Source organism: Komagataeibacter oboediens (assembly GCF_018491655.1).
Lineage (GTDB): Bacteria > Pseudomonadota > Alphaproteobacteria > Acetobacterales > Acetobacteraceae > Komagataeibacter > Komagataeibacter oboediens.
Genome location: NZ_JABLUU010000016.1, coordinates 67535 through 83894 on the forward strand (window position 1 = coordinate 67535; position 16360 = coordinate 83894).

Annotated in this window: 13 protein-coding genes; 2 read left to right on the forward strand and 11 right to left on the reverse strand. The window is 64.3% G+C overall.

Features of this window, described 5'->3' with window-relative positions; genetic code table 11:
- Positions 1 to 155: 155 nt before the first annotated feature.
- Positions 156 to 590 carry a hypothetical protein gene (locus tag HNO79_RS12920; protein WP_042658882.1) on the forward strand — a complete coding sequence of 145 codons (435 nt, stop codon included), beginning with the start codon at positions 156 to 158 and terminating at the stop codon, positions 588 to 590.
- A gap of 63 nt (positions 591 to 653) precedes the next feature.
- Here the strand turns inward: HNO79_RS12920 and HNO79_RS12925 are convergent, their stop codons facing one another.
- Positions 654 to 1100: an RrF2 family transcriptional regulator gene (locus HNO79_RS12925; RefSeq protein ID WP_026018474.1), complete on the reverse strand. Its 447-nt coding sequence runs from the start codon at positions 1098 to 1100 to the stop codon at positions 654 to 656.
- A gap of 154 nt (positions 1101 to 1254) precedes the next feature.
- On the opposite strand from HNO79_RS12925, the gene cysK reads away from it, so the two are divergent.
- Complete coding sequence (cysK, locus tag HNO79_RS12930) at positions 1255 to 2244, forward strand: cysteine synthase A (protein ID WP_214165425.1); 990 nt, start codon at positions 1255 to 1257, stop codon at positions 2242 to 2244.
- 101 nt (positions 2245 to 2345) lie between these two features.
- Here cysK and HNO79_RS12935 read toward each other — a convergent pair whose 3' ends face one another.
- From HNO79_RS12935 to gltX, 10 genes are all read right to left on the reverse strand, one after another.
- Positions 2346 to 3491 carry an OmpA family protein gene (locus tag HNO79_RS12935; RefSeq protein WP_029329527.1) on the reverse strand — a complete coding sequence of 382 codons (1146 nt, stop codon included), beginning with the start codon at positions 3489 to 3491 and terminating at the stop codon, positions 2346 to 2348.
- A 247-nt stretch (positions 3492 to 3738) separates the two neighbouring features.
- Positions 3739 to 4077 (reverse strand): DUF1491 family protein, encoded by a 339-nt coding sequence (locus tag HNO79_RS12940; protein WP_010514837.1) that lies wholly within the window; start codon positions 4075 to 4077, stop codon positions 3739 to 3741.
- A gap of 78 nt (positions 4078 to 4155) precedes the next feature.
- Positions 4156 to 5862, reverse strand: coding sequence for a S41 family peptidase (locus tag HNO79_RS12945; protein ID WP_214165426.1), 1707 nt, complete (start codon positions 5860 to 5862; stop codon positions 4156 to 4158).
- A complete protein-coding gene (locus tag HNO79_RS12950; protein ID WP_214165438.1) occupies positions 5859 to 8075 on the reverse strand; it encodes a ribonuclease R family protein in 2217 nt (738 codons plus the stop codon). Before HNO79_RS12950 ends, HNO79_RS12945 begins: the two co-directional genes overlap by 4 nt.
- A gap of 32 nt (positions 8076 to 8107) precedes the next feature.
- The gene (gene topA, locus HNO79_RS12955; protein ID WP_200409860.1) at positions 8108 to 10834 is read right to left on the reverse strand and encodes a type I DNA topoisomerase; all 2727 of its coding nucleotides are present in this window, start codon (positions 10832 to 10834) and stop codon (positions 8108 to 8110) included.
- A 45-nt stretch (positions 10835 to 10879) separates the two neighbouring features.
- On the reverse strand, positions 10880 to 12043 hold the full coding sequence (gene dprA, locus HNO79_RS12960; RefSeq protein ID WP_214165427.1) for a DNA-processing protein DprA: 1164 nt from the start codon (positions 12041 to 12043) through the stop codon (positions 10880 to 10882).
- Positions 12040 to 12678 (reverse strand): glycerol-3-phosphate 1-O-acyltransferase PlsY, encoded by a 639-nt coding sequence (gene plsY, locus HNO79_RS12965; protein ID WP_029329530.1) that lies wholly within the window; start codon positions 12676 to 12678, stop codon positions 12040 to 12042. Before plsY ends, dprA begins: the two co-directional genes overlap by 4 nt.
- On the reverse strand, positions 12675 to 13970 hold the full coding sequence (locus tag HNO79_RS12970) for a dihydroorotase (protein ID WP_048856313.1): 1296 nt from the start codon (positions 13968 to 13970) through the stop codon (positions 12675 to 12677). Before HNO79_RS12970 ends, plsY begins: the two co-directional genes overlap by 4 nt.
- Positions 13967 to 14932, reverse strand: a complete 966-nt coding sequence (locus HNO79_RS12975; protein ID WP_200409858.1) for an aspartate carbamoyltransferase catalytic subunit — start codon at positions 14930 to 14932, stop codon at positions 13967 to 13969. The genes HNO79_RS12970 and HNO79_RS12975 overlap by 4 nt, the downstream gene beginning before the upstream one ends.
- Complete coding sequence (gltX, locus tag HNO79_RS12980) at positions 14925 to 16331, reverse strand: glutamate--tRNA ligase (RefSeq protein WP_010514846.1); 1407 nt, start codon at positions 16329 to 16331, stop codon at positions 14925 to 14927. Before gltX ends, HNO79_RS12975 begins: the two co-directional genes overlap by 8 nt.
- Between the last annotated feature and the right edge of the window lie 29 nt (positions 16332 to 16360).

The window sequence follows — 16360 nt, forward strand, 5'->3', positions numbered from 1 at the left end:
CCCACGGGGGTGCGTTGCTCTAGAGCATATGCAAAACCGGTTAGCCGTTGTGCCGATCCAGACCGTTACGGGACGGCGCGGGCGAAACTGTCCTGATAACGGGTATGTATCAAATACAGCGGAGCTGACGAGTGCGACTGCGACTGTCTGCAATCATGATGACGACGGGCATTCTGCTCGCCGGATGTGACAACAAATCGGCCGTAAACCTTGGTGGTATCGGCGGAACCCCCAACCCCTACAACTACATGAAGGCGTCCGGGCAGTGTCAGGTGACCGGCCCCACCGCGGCTGGCAAGGACACCAGGGCCGCCAGCATGCAGGTGCGCAGTGATGACGGGTACTGCGCGATCGAGACGCGCGCCTCCGCAGGTCACCCCTATGCATCGTTTGGCGTGTCCCCGGCACCTGAACATGGCAAGGCGTTCATCTACAACTATAACGATCACACTTACGTGACGTACACGCCCAACACCGCCTATTCTGGCCAGGACAAATTCCGCGTTGTGCTGATTACGGGTGAAAAGCAGCCGCGCGAATACATGGACGTGACGGCTAACGTCACCGCACCGGCTGTCGGCGCGAAATAACACCTGTGTCCCGGCCCCCATCCGTGGGGCCGGGACACGTGCCGCGGTGTCTGCCGGCCCGTATCAGATGGAAAAGGTGATGGGTTCGGGCAGGGGGCGGCGCATGCCGGCATGTTCGGCCCGGCGTACCAGGTCATCCAGGCTGATCTTGCGACATTCCTCATCCAGCATGGTGTCGAATTCCTGCCAGCAGGGTTCCACCACCTTCTGGAACAGGCCACCGATCGGCCCGTCATCCGTGTTGTCCTCCGCCGTGATGACGGACAGGATATCCGACAGCAGGATATCGCGCCGGGGGCGGCCCAGACGGTAGCCCCCGCGTGGCCCGCGCACGCTTTCCAGCAGCCCGGAACGCGACAGGGTCTGCAGCAGTGGTTCGATCCCGCGTCGGGCCAGTCCCGCGCGCTCGGCAATGTCGGCAGCACTTATGGTGCCGTTGCGCCCCGCGTGAAAGGCTACGTCAAGCATGATCAGGATTGCGATCATGGTCCTGTCCCGCCGGAGCAGCATATCGTTCAGCCTCGCTTTGAATGGATTTGGAAACCAGCCCGCTTCATTTACCAGCAATCCCCCGATTTATCCACGCTTCTGTGCAGGAGGATGGTGGATTATGTACAGATTGTATGCGTGAATAGGCCATTTCCGCAACAAGGAGTGATAACGAATGAAAAAGACCACCCCACCAGATCGCACGTATGGTTTTGCAGCACCTCGTGGCAAGGTCTACGACTCCATTGTCGATACCGTGGGGGGAACGCCACTGGTGGCGCTGCCGCATCTGACCCGTGAGGACGGGTTGCAGAGTCGGGTATTGATGAAGCTGGAGTTTTTCAATCCCCTGGCGTCGGTAAAGGACCGTATCGGCGCGGCCATGATCGAGGATGCGGAAAGCCGTGGCGAAATCCATCCGGGCAGGACCACCCTGGTCGAACCGACGTCGGGCAATACGGGCATTTCGCTGGCGTTCGTCGCGGCCGCGCGTGGGTACCGCCTGATTGTCACCATGCCTGAAGGCGCATCGATCGAACGGCGCAAGATGCTGCGTCTGCTGGATGCGCAGCTGGAACTGACCCCGTCACGGCTGGGAATGGCGGGGGCAATCGCGCGCGCCGAGGAGATCCTGAAAAAGACCCCGAATGCCTGGATGCCCCGGCAGTTTGACAATCCGGCCAATCCTGCCATCCACGCCGCCACTACGGCCGAGGAGATCTGGGTCGATACGGCGGGGGAAGTCGATATCGTGGTTGCCGGCCTAGGCACGGGTGGGACCGCCAGCGGCATCGCGCACGGCCTGAAGCCCCGCAAGGAGAGCCTTCAGGTCTATGGTGTCGAGCCGATGGAAAGCGCGATCCTGAATGGTGATGAACCGGGACCGCACGGCATTCAGGGCATCGGTCCGGGCTTCTGTCCCCGCACGCTTGATCTTGCGGCGCTGGATGGGGTGATCCCCGTATCGGAACGTGAAGCCATCGCGGCGGCACGGCGCTGTGCCCGGCTGGATGGGGTGCCGGTGGGCATTTCCTCGGGGGCTGCGCTGCATGCGGCGGTACAGCTGGCGGGACGGCCGGAAAACGCAGGCAAGACCATCGTGACCATCGCGCCGTCCTTTGCCGAACGCTACCTGTCCACCTCGCTCTTTACCGGGCTGGTCTGATCCATTGCCTGCGCGTGGCCTGACGGGCCGCGCATATGGAAAAAGCGGCTGCCCCATCGGGCGCCGCTTTTTTCTTTTCCATGATCAGACGGGATGCGGGATCAGTGCAGGATGATCTCGACGCGCCGGTTCTGGGCTTCACGCGTGTTGGCTGCGGTCTGGACCAGCGGGTTGGCATCGCCATAGCCATGAATGTCAATGGACGGACCGGGGACGCCATCACGCACCAGTTCGGCCTTGATCACCTGCGCCCGCTTGATGGACAGGGCCTGATTGTATTTCTCACCCTGCGGGCCGGGATGGGCGGCCGAGTTGTCGGTATATCCGTTCACCTCGATCCGGGTGGTCTGGGTATTGGTTGAAGCCTGTGCTGCCACGGCCACGATGGACCGGGCACGGTCGGTCAGGTCGCTGCGGTCCCAGTCAAAGAATACGAGATACGTGCGGTTTTCCGCCGGTGCAGGTGCCGCGACGGTCGCAGGCGGCGGCGGTGGCGGCGGGGCGGGATTGAACTCGTACCGCAACCCGAGCATGAGCGAATGGTTGAAGTCGGTCCGGCTGTCGCGGTTGCCGTTACGGAACCCATAATCGCTGTTCATGGCCGACAGGGCCGTGGCGCTGCCACTGACAATGGAATGGTGCGACTGCGGGCCCAGCATGGTCCAGAACCGGTATTCCGCCGTGGCGGACAGGCCCACAACCCACGGCATGGGGAAGGACAGGCCGAAAATGCCCTGATAGGCGAAGTTGCCATAAGTACCGCCCACATGCTGGCTGTAGTTCTGGCCATTCACGTTGCCGGTAATGGTGCTGTTCATGTTCTGCCAGCCATAGCCGATACCCGCGCCGAAATACGGGAACAGCCAGCTTTTGCCGATATCCAGGTCGAACAGGGCATTGGCCATAAGGCCCGATTCCTGCTGCCGGCCATCGGCATGGGCATGGTACGCGGCATTGCCGCCCACCGTCTTCATGTCGTTGTTGCGGTAGAAGCCTTCAAGTTCGACACGGAAGCCGTTGCCCAGTCCCCAGCCAAGGCTGCCGATGCCGGTGGCCCCTGTCTTGAATTCATCACGCGCGGAAGAATGGCGTATGACCTGCCCCTGGTTGAAGCTGGCGCCGCCTTCACCGGTGATATACAGGCCCTGGACAGGCTGGGCGAATACAGGAGCGGAGACCAGTACGGAGCCCAGGGTAACCGAGGCAGCCAATAAAGACCCTGCAAGCAATCCGTACCGCAGATTCATACTCTTCTTCTCCCTTCGACGGGCCTCTTCCGGCATATCGGCCCGGTCGGGTGCACGTGCCCTATTCCCTGAAATGATCAGCATCAGCTTTCTTTTGCTGAAATAAACCAGCCCTGACAATCCATTGCCGCCACCTTATCGACCGCTTTGGGCGGCTGCGCCAACTGTCACACCGGAGTGTGTGCGAGATGCCACACCCCTGTCCGGACTGGTTTCCGTGTTGTTCACTCCTGAGGAATCACGTCTTTCATATCATCTTTGCTTCAAACGGTGGCATCAGGTCCGGCGTCTCGAATTCAAGAACCCACAAATCCGGGTCCCGTTCCATCTGCCTTGTAACATAGGCATCAACACCGGCCTGATCTACAGCCGCCTCTCCTGTAGCGCGGAACCATGCCCGGCGTCCATCGTGGGTGCGTGTCTGGGCCAGCACAGACATGTGTCCTGCCCGCCCCAGCAGCACGATCAGGACGCCGCCCGCGTCATCATCGCCATGGTGCAGGACCATGCCCGGATTTCCCTTTTGTCCAGCCTGGCGCAGCATTGCCTTGACCCAGATGCCGGTTTTCAGACGCGCTTCTTCCATTGGGGCGGACTTCTCCGGTAATGCAGAAAAACAGCGGGAGGTATGCAGGAATAGCACGGTTTCCGGCACGGTTGTGGCTTACCCGCCGTTTGCGGGCGCGGCCCCTTCTTCGGGTATGGTGGACAGGGCGGCGTGGTACTCGACAGGATTGTCCAGCAGGGAATGTGCGGCATCAAGGTCGCTGTCCGTGCCAATGGCGGCGGGACACGCCTTGCGGATGGTCAGGATACGCGACAGGTCAACGGGATAGCGGATCTGGCGGGCCGCCGCGACCCATTCTCGGCTGTCCGCGCTGCCTTCCGCCAGGTTCTGGAGCTGGCGTTCGAGTTCACTTTCCCCAAGGCTGGTGCAGACCTGCGGCATGACGCCCAGCCCCTGCAGTGGCCAGCCCAGCGGTGCCAGCACGCGACTCCACGTAACGAACAGTTCGGCCCCGTTGGGCATCTGGCCAATGGTCTGCACCAGACCCTTGCCCAGCGTGGCACTGCCTATGACCACGCCGCGTTTCTGGTCAGCCAGGGCCGCAGCCAGTATTTCGGCCGCGCTGGCGGTCCGTCCGTCCACCAGCACGATAATGGGCAGGCCATTGGTCATGTCGCCACCCTGCACGGCCCAGACATGGTTGGCCTGCGGGTCACGGCCCTGTGTTATGGCTGCAACACCGTGATCAAGCATCAGCGCCGATGTGGTGACCGCCTGCTGCAGCACGCCGCCCCGGTTGCCACGCAGGTCGATGATCAGACCCGAAATGCCGGGCACGTTCATGGCCTCGTCCAGGTACTGGCTCATTTCCTCCGCCGTGTTGGCGGAAAAGGCGGTGATGTGCAGGACCACATGCTTGCCGCTGGTATAGGCGAACACGGTTTCGGGGGGGGTGGAGGCGCGATGCAGCGTGACCGTGCTCTGCCGTCCCTTCGACTCGACAGTGATGCGCACGAGGCTGCCAGTGGGACCGTTCAGCCATGACGCCACGGTTTCCAGAGTGCGGGATGCGGTGGCGCGTCCGTTTATGGCCCGTACGATCTGCCCCGCGGCCAGACTGGTGGGCCATGCAGGGCCATTCGCGTTGACGGCGGTGATGATGATCGCATGACGATCCTGCCCCAGCGTCAGGCCTGCCGTGGCCTCGCCCCCGGTACGGATGCTGCGGTCCGATACGGCTGCCCCCGGCGGGACATAGCGCGAATACGGGTCAAGGTGGTTGAACAGTTCGTCAAAGAAACCCTGCAGCACGCCATCCTGTCCCGTGCTGCGCATGGCGGGGGAATGGTGCCACGCCACATCCAGTATACGGGTGATCGCCGAACTCCACCCCGCGATGTCGTCCGCCGCGGGCACCGGCAGGGCAAGGACGGTTTTCTGTGTCGCGGCAAGCTGGAGGAAACCGTGCTGTTCCTCGATGCTCAGCGAAGGGTCCAGCGCGCTTAGCCCGTTCAGGCCCCACAGCGCGAAATCATGGATATCGTGGCTTTCCAGCGTACGGGGCTGCAGGAATGACAGACTCGCCTGAATGACCGAGGAAATGACCCCCAGGTCCATGCTGGTGCCATCGGTCGCCTCCATGCTGTCTTCATGCATGGGGGGCTGGGGTGTTGGTGCGCGCGTGGGCGTGGGGATATCATCGGCGCAGGCGGCCGTGGTCAGCCGGACGATGACAAGCAGCAGCACGATCGTGTCACGCGGGATATGCCCCAGCGTGGAGATGCGCCGCCGCCATACCCCGGCGTGTTCGCCCCCCCGGGACTGCGGACGCAGGACGATGACCGGAAACCGGCTGCGTTTCATGTCCGCCGCCTGCGATGGCTGGGTGGTGTGTCGGGCAGTGCCAGCAGGACTGTCCCCCGGATGGCGCATGCTTCTTCTATCCGTACGCGCAGGGCCTGACCGGGGCGGAATACCATGGTCGTGTCGCGTGCATGCAATGTCTGCGTTTTTTCGTCATGATGCCACTGATCTTCCGGCAGGGCAGACATGGGCAGCAGCGCCGACGTGCCGGTTGCATCCAGCACGGTGAAGATGCCGAATCGCGACAGGCTGGATATATGCGCGTCCATGACCGTGCCCACGCGGGCCTGCAGCCATGTGGCGGCGTAGCGTTCCAGCGTTTCGCGTTCGGCCTGTGCCGCGCGGCGTTCGGTGCGGGTAATGGCGAGTCCCGCTTCCTCCAGTTCATCATGGCTGGGGGCGGGACCGGGTTCCAGCCCGGTGGCGACCAGCAGGGCGCGGTGGGTCAGCAGGTCGGCATAACGGCGGATCGGGCTGGTGAAATGGGCATAGGCGGCCAGGGACAGGCCAAAATGCCCGACTGGTTCGGGGCTGTATTCCGCCTGGTTCTGCGCGCGCAGGATCAGTTCGTTCACCAGTCCGGCCTGATCCGTATCGCGGACCTGCTGCAGGATATGGTCAAGATCGGCGGCGCGCAGGCTGCCCACTGGCGGCAGCTTCAGGCCCATGGTGTCCAGCGTGCGGCGCAGGCTTTCCAGCCGTTCGGGCGTTGGTGGCGCGTGGATCCGGTACAGGCAGGGCAGGTGCCGCCCCTCCAGGCACCGGGCGGCGGCGACATTGGCCGCGATCATGAATTCCTCGACCAGGCGGTGGCTGTCGAGACGGATGCGCGGCTGGATGGCCGCGATCTGTCCATGGTCATTCAGCCGCACCTGTCGTTCGGGCAGGTCCAGATCCAGCGTGCCGCGCTGTGCCCGTGCCGTGGACAGGCATCGCCATGCCCCGAACAGACTGTCCAGCAGCCCGTCGGGTAGGGCGGCAACGGTGGCGTCCGGCGCGCCATCACGCGCTGCCTGCACCTGTTCATAGGTCAGTCGGGCGGCACTGCGCATGATGCCGCGCCCGAAGCGGGCGTTGCTGATGGCGCCGTCGGCAGCCACGTCCATGTTGACGAAAATACAGCCCCGATCTTCCCCGGGGCGGAGCGAACACCAGCCGTTGGACAGGTCTTCGGGCAGCATGGGGATCACCCGGTCGGGGAAGTAGACCGAATTGCCTCGCAGGTGGGCCTCGCGGTCCAGTGCGCTGCCCGGCCGCACGTACCACGCGACATCCGCGATGGCGACGGTAATGCGGAATCCCTCACCATCGGGTTCAGCATAGACTGCATCATCAAAATCACGGGCGTCCGCGCCATCAATGGTGACCAGTGGCATGTCGCGCAGGTCGGTGCGCCCCTGTGCCGTGACCCCACGGGCGGCCCTTGCCTGCGCCAGTGCTTCGGTCGGGAAGACATGGGGGATTCCCAGCATGGCCACCGCGATCATGCTTATGGTCCGTGCATCCCCCTGCGGGCCAAGGCGTTCGATGATCCGCGCGGGGTGCAGTCCCGGCCCGGACTGGGGCAGGGGGGTGGCGATGACGATTTCGTTATCCGGGCTGTCCGCGTCCTCGCCCACGGGAATGACCCATTGCGCCTTCGCCCGTCGGTCGGCGGGGGTCAGCGTGCCCGCCGGGCGATAGCGCGCAGGCGCAGAGGCCATGGGATCGGTTTCATCAAGGGTGCGGAACAGGCCAACAACCTCCATTGGCGCATCGGTCAGGCGACGCAGCGTGCGGCCTTCGTACCGGCCCGGCCCGACGCGGCGAAGACGGGCGACCACGCGTTCACCAGGTGCCAGGGCAGCCCGACCACGCAGTTCGGGATGCATGAAGATGACGGGCGCGCTGCCATCGCCATCCCACTGCACGGGGCGGGCAATGGGGTCGCCATCCGAATCCGTGCCGGTGACCTGCACGACCATGGATTCGGGCAGCCGGTCCGAAACACGGAACCGCCGCGCCCCGGCGGGAGCCAGCATGCCATCCAGCGCCATTTCACGCAGCATCTGGCGCAGGGCCTGTTTGTGTTCGGGCCCCAGACCGAATTCCCGGCTGATCTCGCGTTTGCCGATCCGCCCGGTTGCGTTTTCGATAAACGCGCGAAGCTGTTCACGATCCGGCAGGCCGCCCGCACGGGCCTGTGGCATGCCCGTGGGCAGGGTGTCCGGCATCTCGGAAGTTGCTGGACGCTGCCGTTTCATGATCAGTCGCTCTCGCTTTCGGTCTTGGCCGGGGTGGCCTTCTTGCGGGTCGTGGTCTTGCGCGTGGTCGTCTTGGCTGCGGTTTTGGTCGCCGTCTTGCGGGGGGCGGCCTTTTTCTTCGGCGCGGCTTCGTCGCCTTCGGTGGCTTCGGCCGTCTTTGCCTTCGTCTTGCGGGCCGCGGGCTTGCGGGTGGTGGTCGCTTTCTTGCCCTTGGCCTTCAGCGGCTTGCCCTTTTCGGTCAGCAGCGTCAGCGCCTCGTCCATGGTCACATCGTTCATGTCCTGACCACGTGGCACGGTGGCCACGATGGATCCGTGCTGCACATAAGGACCAAAGCGGCCCTTGCGCACCATGACCGGTTCGCCATCCTTGGGGTGGGGACCAATGGTACGGATGGACGCCAGTTTCTTGGCCAGCGCATCCACCGCGCGGTTCAGCCCCACGGTCAGGACGTCATCATCCTTGTCCAGCGACCCGTACACCGCACCCATTTTCACATATGGCCCGAAACGGCCCAGACCGGCCTCGATCGGTTCGCCCAGTTCGGGATGGATGCCCACGATGCGCGGCAGGGACAGCAGCCCCACGGCCTGTTCCAGCGTGATCTTGTCCCCATCCAGCCCGCGCGGAATGGTGGCGCGCTTCGGCTTAGCCTTCTTGTCTTCCGGGTCGGGCTCGCCCTGCTGCACATACAGGCCCCACGGACCACGGCGCACGGTGACTTCCTCGCCCGTCGGTCCGGTGCCCAGCACGCGCATGCCATCCTTCAGCGCCGCCGCGTCCTCGCCTTCCTTGGTGGGGTCAACCACCAGCTTGCGGGTATACTGGCAGGTAGGATAGTTGGAACACCCTATGAATGCGCCATAACGCCCCAGCTTCAGCCCCAGACGTCCGGTATGGCAGGCGGTGCAGACGCGCGGGTCCTGCCCGTCCTCGCGCTGCGGGAAGAAATAGGGGGCAAGATCCGCATCCAGCGCCGTGATGACGTCGGAAATCTTCAGGTCCTTGGTCTGGTCCACCGCGTGGGAGAAATCGGACCAGAACGCGGACATGACATCCCGCCAGTTCGCGCGCCCGCCGGAAATGTCATCAAGCTGTTCCTCCAGCCCCGCCGTGAACTGCGTATCGACATACCGTTCAAAGAAGGAGGTCAGGAAGGCCGTGACCAGCCGCCCGCGATCCTCGGGCACGAAGCGCCGGTTTTCCAGCTGGACGTAATTCCGGTCGCGCAGCACGGTCAGGATGGAAGCATAGGTGGAGGGACGGCCAATGCCGATTTCCTCCATCTTCTTCACCAGCGACGCTTCCGAATAACGCGGCGGTGGCTGGGTGAAGTGCTGTTCCGCCGCGACATCGCCACGGCCAATGGCGTCACGTTCCTTCATGGCGGGCAGCATGCGGTCCTGATCGTCCTCCGCCTTGGCGGGGGAATCGTCGCGGCCTTCGCTGTACAGGCGCAGGAAACCGTCAAACGCGATCATGGACCCGGTGGCTCGCAGGGTCACGCGCTGCTGGCGGTCCACAATGTCGACTGCGACCTGATCGAGTTCGGCTGACTGCATCTGGCTGGCGACCGAGCGTTTCCACACCAGATCATACAGCTTCTTCTGTTCGGGCGAGAGGTAGCGCGCCATGTCGGCGGGCGTGCGCCGCACGTCGGTCGGGCGGATAGCTTCGTGCGCTTCCTGTGCGTTCTTGGCCTTGGTGGAATACATGCGCGCCTTCTCTGGCACGTATTCCGGTCCGAAGCTGTGGCCGATATGGCCGCGGATGGCGCTGATCGCCTCGCCTGCCATCTGCACGCCGTCGGTTCGCATGTAGGTGATCAGGCCGACCGTCTCGCCACCGATATCAATGCCTTCATACAGCTGCTGCGCGGTGCGCATGGCCACCTGCGCACCCATGCCCAGCTTGCGCGATGCTTCCTGTTGCATGGTCGATGTGGTGAAGGGCGGCGGCGGGTTGCGGCGGACCTTGCGGCGTTCAACCTTTTCAACGCTGAAATCGCCTGCTTCCACCGCTGCCTTCGCGTCCATGGCGCGGGCTTCGGTGTTCAGGTCGAACTGGTCCAGCTTGTGTCCATCCAGATGGGTCAGCCGTGCGGAGAACGCAGCACCCGCCGGCGTGGTCATGCGTGCGATGACCGACCAGTATTCGCGCGGCTTGAAGACCTCGATTTCCGCTTCGCGCTCACAGATCAGGCGCAGGGCGACCGACTGCACGCGGCCCGCGCTGCGCGATCCGGGCAGCTTGCGCCACAGCACGGGCGACAGCGTAAAGCCCACGAGGTAGTCCAGCGCGCGCCGGGCGAGATATGCCTCGATCAGCGGGAAATCCAGCCCGCGTGGATGGGCCATCGCGGTCTTGATGGCGCTTTTGGTGATTTCGTTGAATGTGACGCGCTGCACGTCGATCCCCTTGAGGAGGTTCTTCTCCTCCAGGATCGCGCGCACGTGCCATGAAATGGCCTCGCCCTCACGGTCGGGGTCAGTGGCAAGGTACAGATGCTTTGCCCCACGCAGCGCCTTGGCAATGGCCGCGATCTGGCGGCTGCCGCGCTCGTCGGTTTCCCACACCATGGCAAAGCCTTCGTCGGGCTTGACGCTGCCATCCTTGGGCGGCAGGTCGCGCACATGCCCGAACGAGGCAAGAACCGTGTAGTCATCACCCAGATACTTATTGATCGTTTTCGCCTTGGCTGGCGATTCGACCACCACGACGTCAGTCATTCTGTCTCCGGATCACGATTCTAAAACCTTGTATAATCCCGGCTGTCAGGCGGGGGGTGGACGCCGCACGACCATATCCCCCGCAAGGAATTCGATCGTGCCCGCAATCTCCATTTCCGACAGGACGGTCAGGACTGCTGCTGTCGAGAACTGGCAGCGCCGTACAAGATCGTCAACAGGTGATGGTGTGAAAGATAGAAAACCCTCTATCATTTCATGAAGGTCACCCGTCCCTGCCGGCGGGGGGGCAGGCGGTGGCGCGGGCTGCGATCCGTGGCGCGGGACGGGGGCGCGCACCGGGGCGGCCGGTCGCGGCGCCTGTTGGGAAAACAGCGTGCTTTCCTCCATGAATTCAGGAAGTTCACGCAAAATATCGCGTTCATTTTCCGTCAGGACCGCACCCTGGCGCAGCAGATCATTGCTGCCATGGCAACGGGGGTCCAGCGGTGATCCGGGCACGGCAAATACGGTGCGGTCATATTCCAGTGCCATGCGTGCCGTGATCAGGCTGCCTGAACGCAGCGCGGCCTCGATCACCACGCAACCCAGCCCCAGTCCGGCGATCAGCCGGTTGCGGCGCGGGAAGTGCCGTGCCTGCGGCACCGTGCCCGGTGGGGCTTCGGTCACAACCGCGCCAGTGTGCGCGATCAGGTCCTGCAGGTCGCCATGTTCGGGTGGATATGGACAGTCCAGACCGCCCGCGATGGCCGCCACCGTGCGGCCTGCCGTCATGGCGCCGCGATGGGCGGCGGCATCGATCCCGCGTGCCAGTCCCGATACGGTGTCCACGCCGTGGGCCGCCAGCAGGGCGGCAAGGCTTTCCGCCATGCGGATCCCGCCGGATGAGGCATTACGCCCGCCCACGATGCCTACCATCCGATTCGCCAGCAGTGTGACGTCCCCCAGCACGCACAGCACCGGCGGGGCATCATGCAGGCGGGCCAGAAGGGGCGGATACCCCGGCTGCCCGTGCACCAGCAGGTGCGCGCCCATGGCCTGCAGCCGGTCAGTTTCACGTAATGCCGCATCACGCGGGCACACCGGGCCCACGCTGCGGCTTATGCGGGTTGCACCGCGTTCAAGCATGTCGAGCGCGGAGTGCGCGCTGCCATGCGTTCGGACAAGGCGGCGATAGGCAACCGGCCCGATGCCGTCCGTCCTGGCCAGCCGCAGGCAGGCCAGCACCGTTTCGGCATCGGGGGCGGTCATGCGCTTTTCTGGCCGATCCTTGGTTCCGTGCCCTTCAGCAGGCGGCTGATATTGGCGTGATGGCGGATCAGGATCATTACCGCGATCAGGCAGCCCGCAACATAGGCGGGGGAGGAAAAGTCGATCCGGCCCGGCCGGATCATGAGCAGCGGCAGCGCTGCGAAGGCAATGATCGCGCCCGCTGATGAAATGCGTGTGACCTTGGCGAATATCAGCCACAGCGCACAGCAGCACAGCCCAACCCCGGGCATGAGCGCCAGCACGCAGCCCAGACCGGTCGCAACCCCCTTGCCGCCACGGAATTTCAGCCACACGGGAAAGCAGTGCCCCGCCACGGCAAAGACGGCGGCAAGGGATTCGGCAGCCAGCGTATGGAACGGACACAGCACGAAGGCGCAGAAAACGGCGAAAGCCCCCTTCGTGCCATCCAGCGCCAGCGTGCCGGCCGCCAGTCCCTTGCGCCCGGTGCGCAGCACGTTGGTGGCCCCGATATTGCCCGATCCGATCTTGCGGATATCCCCATTGCCCGACAGGGCTGTCAGCACCAGCCCGAAGGGAATGCTGCCAATCAGGTAGGACAGGAACGCGACCGCGGCCATAAGCGGCAGGTCATAGGTGGGAATGCCGTAGATCATGCGGCGGCGGCCCCGAATACACGCCGCCCGTTTTTCCATGTGCCCAGCACGCGGCCTTCCAGCGCGCGGCCGTCAAACGGGGTATTCTGTGCCTTGCCCGGCAGTTCGCCCGCGCGCACGACCCAGCCCGTCTCGGGATTGAACAGGCACAGGTCGGCGGCACTGCCTGCCGCAAGCGTCCCGGCCCCGCTGCGCAGCACGCCGGCGGGGCGATGGGTCAGCAGGCCAAGGGCATCCATCATGCCCAGGTTGCCCGCATGCACCTGCGCCAGCGTTACCGCCAGCAGCGTGCACAGTCCTGTCCCCCCGGCGGAGGCCACGGCAAAAGGCTGGCGCTTGTCATCCGCGTCGCACGGCATGTGATCGGACGCGATGGCGTCAATCGTACCATCCGCCAGCGCGGCGCATACAGCGCGGCGGTCCGCTTCCGCACGCAGCGGCGGCGACAGCTTGGCATAGGTGCGGAAATCACCGATCACGGTTTCATTCAGGTCGAAATACGGTGGCGCCGTATCGCACGTCACCCTGACGCCATCGGCCTTGGCGGCCCGGATCAGGTCCAGCCCCTCGGCGGTGGAAACGTGGCCGAAATGCAGCCGCCCGCCCGTCATGCGCGCAAGGCGCAGGTCACGCGCGATCAGGATGGCCTCGGCCGCCGCCGGAATGCCCGGCAGGCCCAGGCGGGTCGCCAGCTCGCCATCGGTCGCGCAGCCGCCACGCGCCAGTGACGGATCTTCGGGATGCTGGACAATCAGCGCGTCGAAGCCTTTGGCATAGGTCAGCATCTGCCGCATGGTGCGGCTGTCAGCAATGGCGTGGGGACCGTCGGTGAAGGCAATCGCACCTGCTTCGGCCAGCAGGCCGATTTCCGCCATTTCCTTTCCGGCGCATTCGCGTGTCAGCGCGCCATAGGGCAGGATGCCGATCATGCCCGTTTCCTCACCGCGTGCGCGCAGCAGGCGGGCGAGGGCGGGATTGTCTATGGTCGGGCTGGTATTGGGCAGCACGGCGATGGTGGTGATGCCACCGGCAACCGCAGCCTTTGCCGCGGACAGCACCGTTTCGCGGTATTCATAGCCGGGTTCGCCAATGGTGACCCGCATGTCCACCAGTCCGGGACACAGGACGAGGTGGCCGCCGCCATCCACGATGTCCGCGCCTTCCGGCGCACCTTCCGCCTGTGGCAGGTCGGTGCCGGCGATCACGCCGTCCTGCACCAGCAGGCGGCCGGGACGGTCAAGGGAGCTTGCCGGATCGATCAGGCGGACATTTTCAAACAGGACCGGCTTCATGCGCCATCTCCCCCGCGTGCGAGGATGTCCAGAACCGCCATGCGCACGGCAACCCCCATTTCCACCTGTTCACGGATCACGCTCTGGTCGGAATCGGCAACGCGGCTGTCAATTTCTACGCCCCGGTTCATCGGGCCAGGATGCATGACCAGCGCATGCGGTTTTGCCAGCGCAAGGCGTTTGTTATCCAGTCCGTAGAAACGGAAATATTCACGCGCGCTGGGTACCTGCGTGCCCTTCATGCGCTCACGCTGCACGCGCAGCATCATGACGACATCCACCCCGCGCAGGCCATCTTCCATCGTATGGTGAATGCTGACCCCCAGTGCCCCGATCGCGCCGGGCACCAGTGTCGGTGGCCCCACCACGCGCACCTGGCAGCCCATGGCGGTCAGCAGGTGGATGTTCGAGCGCGCCACGCGGCTGTGGCTGACATCGCCACATATGGCGACGGTCAGCCCCTCGAACGTGCCGAAGTGGCGGCGGATGGTCAGCGCGTCCAGCAGTGCCTGTGTCGGGTGTTCATGTGTGCCGTCACCGGCATTGACCACGCTGGCCTGCACTTTCTGCGCCAGCAGGGCGGGCGCGCCGGACTGCGAATGGCGCACCACCAGCAGGTCGGTATGCATTGCATTCAGGGTCGCGGCCGTGTCCAGCAGCGTCTCCCCCTTGTTGACCGAGGAACTGGCGACCGTCATGTTCACCACATCCGCGCCCAGCCGCTTGCCCGCCAGTTCGAACGAGGTGCGCGTGCGGGTGCTGTCCTCGAAAAACAGGTTGATCAGCGTGCGCCCGCGCAGCAGGTCGCGCGGCGTTTTGCGCGACCGGTTGAGCAGGGCGTAATGTTCCGCCAGGTCAAGGAATGGCGTGATCCGGCTGGGATGCATGCCCTGCACGCCCAGCAGATGCCGGGCCGGTCGGGTCAGGAAGACATTGCTGCCATGGCTGCCGCGATCATTCATGGGCGGCAACCGCATTGATGCGCGCCAGTACTTCGTCACGGCCAAGGGCGGCCAGCGTGTCATCAATGCCGGGTGACATGGTGCTGCCGGTCACGGCGGCGCGCAGCGGCTGCGCCACCTTGCCCAGCTTCATGTCATGCGTTTCGGCAAACTGGCGCAGGGTCGCGTCAATGCCGTCCTTCGTAAATGGCTCGGTCGCTGTCAGCGCATCGGCCAGCCTGCCCAGCATGACGCGGTTTTCCGGCGTCAGCAGCTTTTCGGCCTTGGGCGCGAATTCAAGCGGCAGCGAACGGCCAAGGAAGGCGGCATTGTCCGCCAGTTCCACCAGCGTCTTCGCACGTTCCTTCAGCCCCGGCATAAGCGCCAGTACCTTTGCACGCGTAGCGTCGGAGGTATCGACCCCTTCCATCCTGTCCAGGCGTTCCATCACGTCATTGGTCAGGCGCGTATCATCGGCCTGACGCAGCCATACACCATTGATGTACAGCAGCTTGGCGTAATCCATGCGCGAGGGCGAGCGGCCGACGCCGTCAAGGTCGAACAGTTTGATCTGTTCCTCCCGCGACAGGATCTCGGCATCGCCATGGCCCCAGCCAAGACGCAGCAGGTAATTGTTCAGTGCTTCGGGCAGGTAGCCCATTTCGCGGAATTCGACGACCGACTGCGCCCCGTGCCGCTTGGACAGCTTGGCGCCGTCGGGGCCGTGGATCAGCGGCAGATGCGCGAAATGCGGCAGATCCCAGCCCATGGCGCGGTAGATCATGGCCTGGCGGAAGGTGTTGGTCAGGTGGTCATCGCCACGGATGACGTGGGTGATGTCCATGTCATGGTCATCCACTACCACGGCAAGCTGGTAGACCGGGGTGCCATCGGCGCGCAGGATGATCATGTCATCCAGTTCCGAATTGGCCACGCGTACGTCGCCCTGCACCAGGTCATGGATGGTCGTCTCGCCCTCACGCGGGGCCTTGATGCGGATGGTGTAGGGGGTGTTGGCGGGGGCTTCCGACGGGTCGCGGTCGCGCCACATGCCATTGTAACGCGGGGGACGGCCCTCGGCCATCGCCTTTTCGCGCATTTCCTTCAGTTCGTCTGCCGTGCAGTAGCAGCGGTAGGCCAGCCCCTTTTCCAGCAGTTCATGCGCCACTTCGGTATGGCGTGCCTGCCGGGTGGACTGGAACACCGGTTTTTCGTCTGAGTGGATATCCATCCACGCCAGCCCGTCGAACAGGACATCGACCGCCTTCTGGGTCGAGCGTTCTCGGTCGGTATCCTCGATCCTGAGCAGGAACTGGCCGCCATGGTGGCGGGCATAGAGGAAATTGAAAAGGGCGGCACGGGCGTTGCCGATATGCAGCAGGCCGGTGGGGCTGGGTGCAAAACGCGTACGGACTGTCATGAGCCGGTTCCTTAGCATGTTTTCCGCCT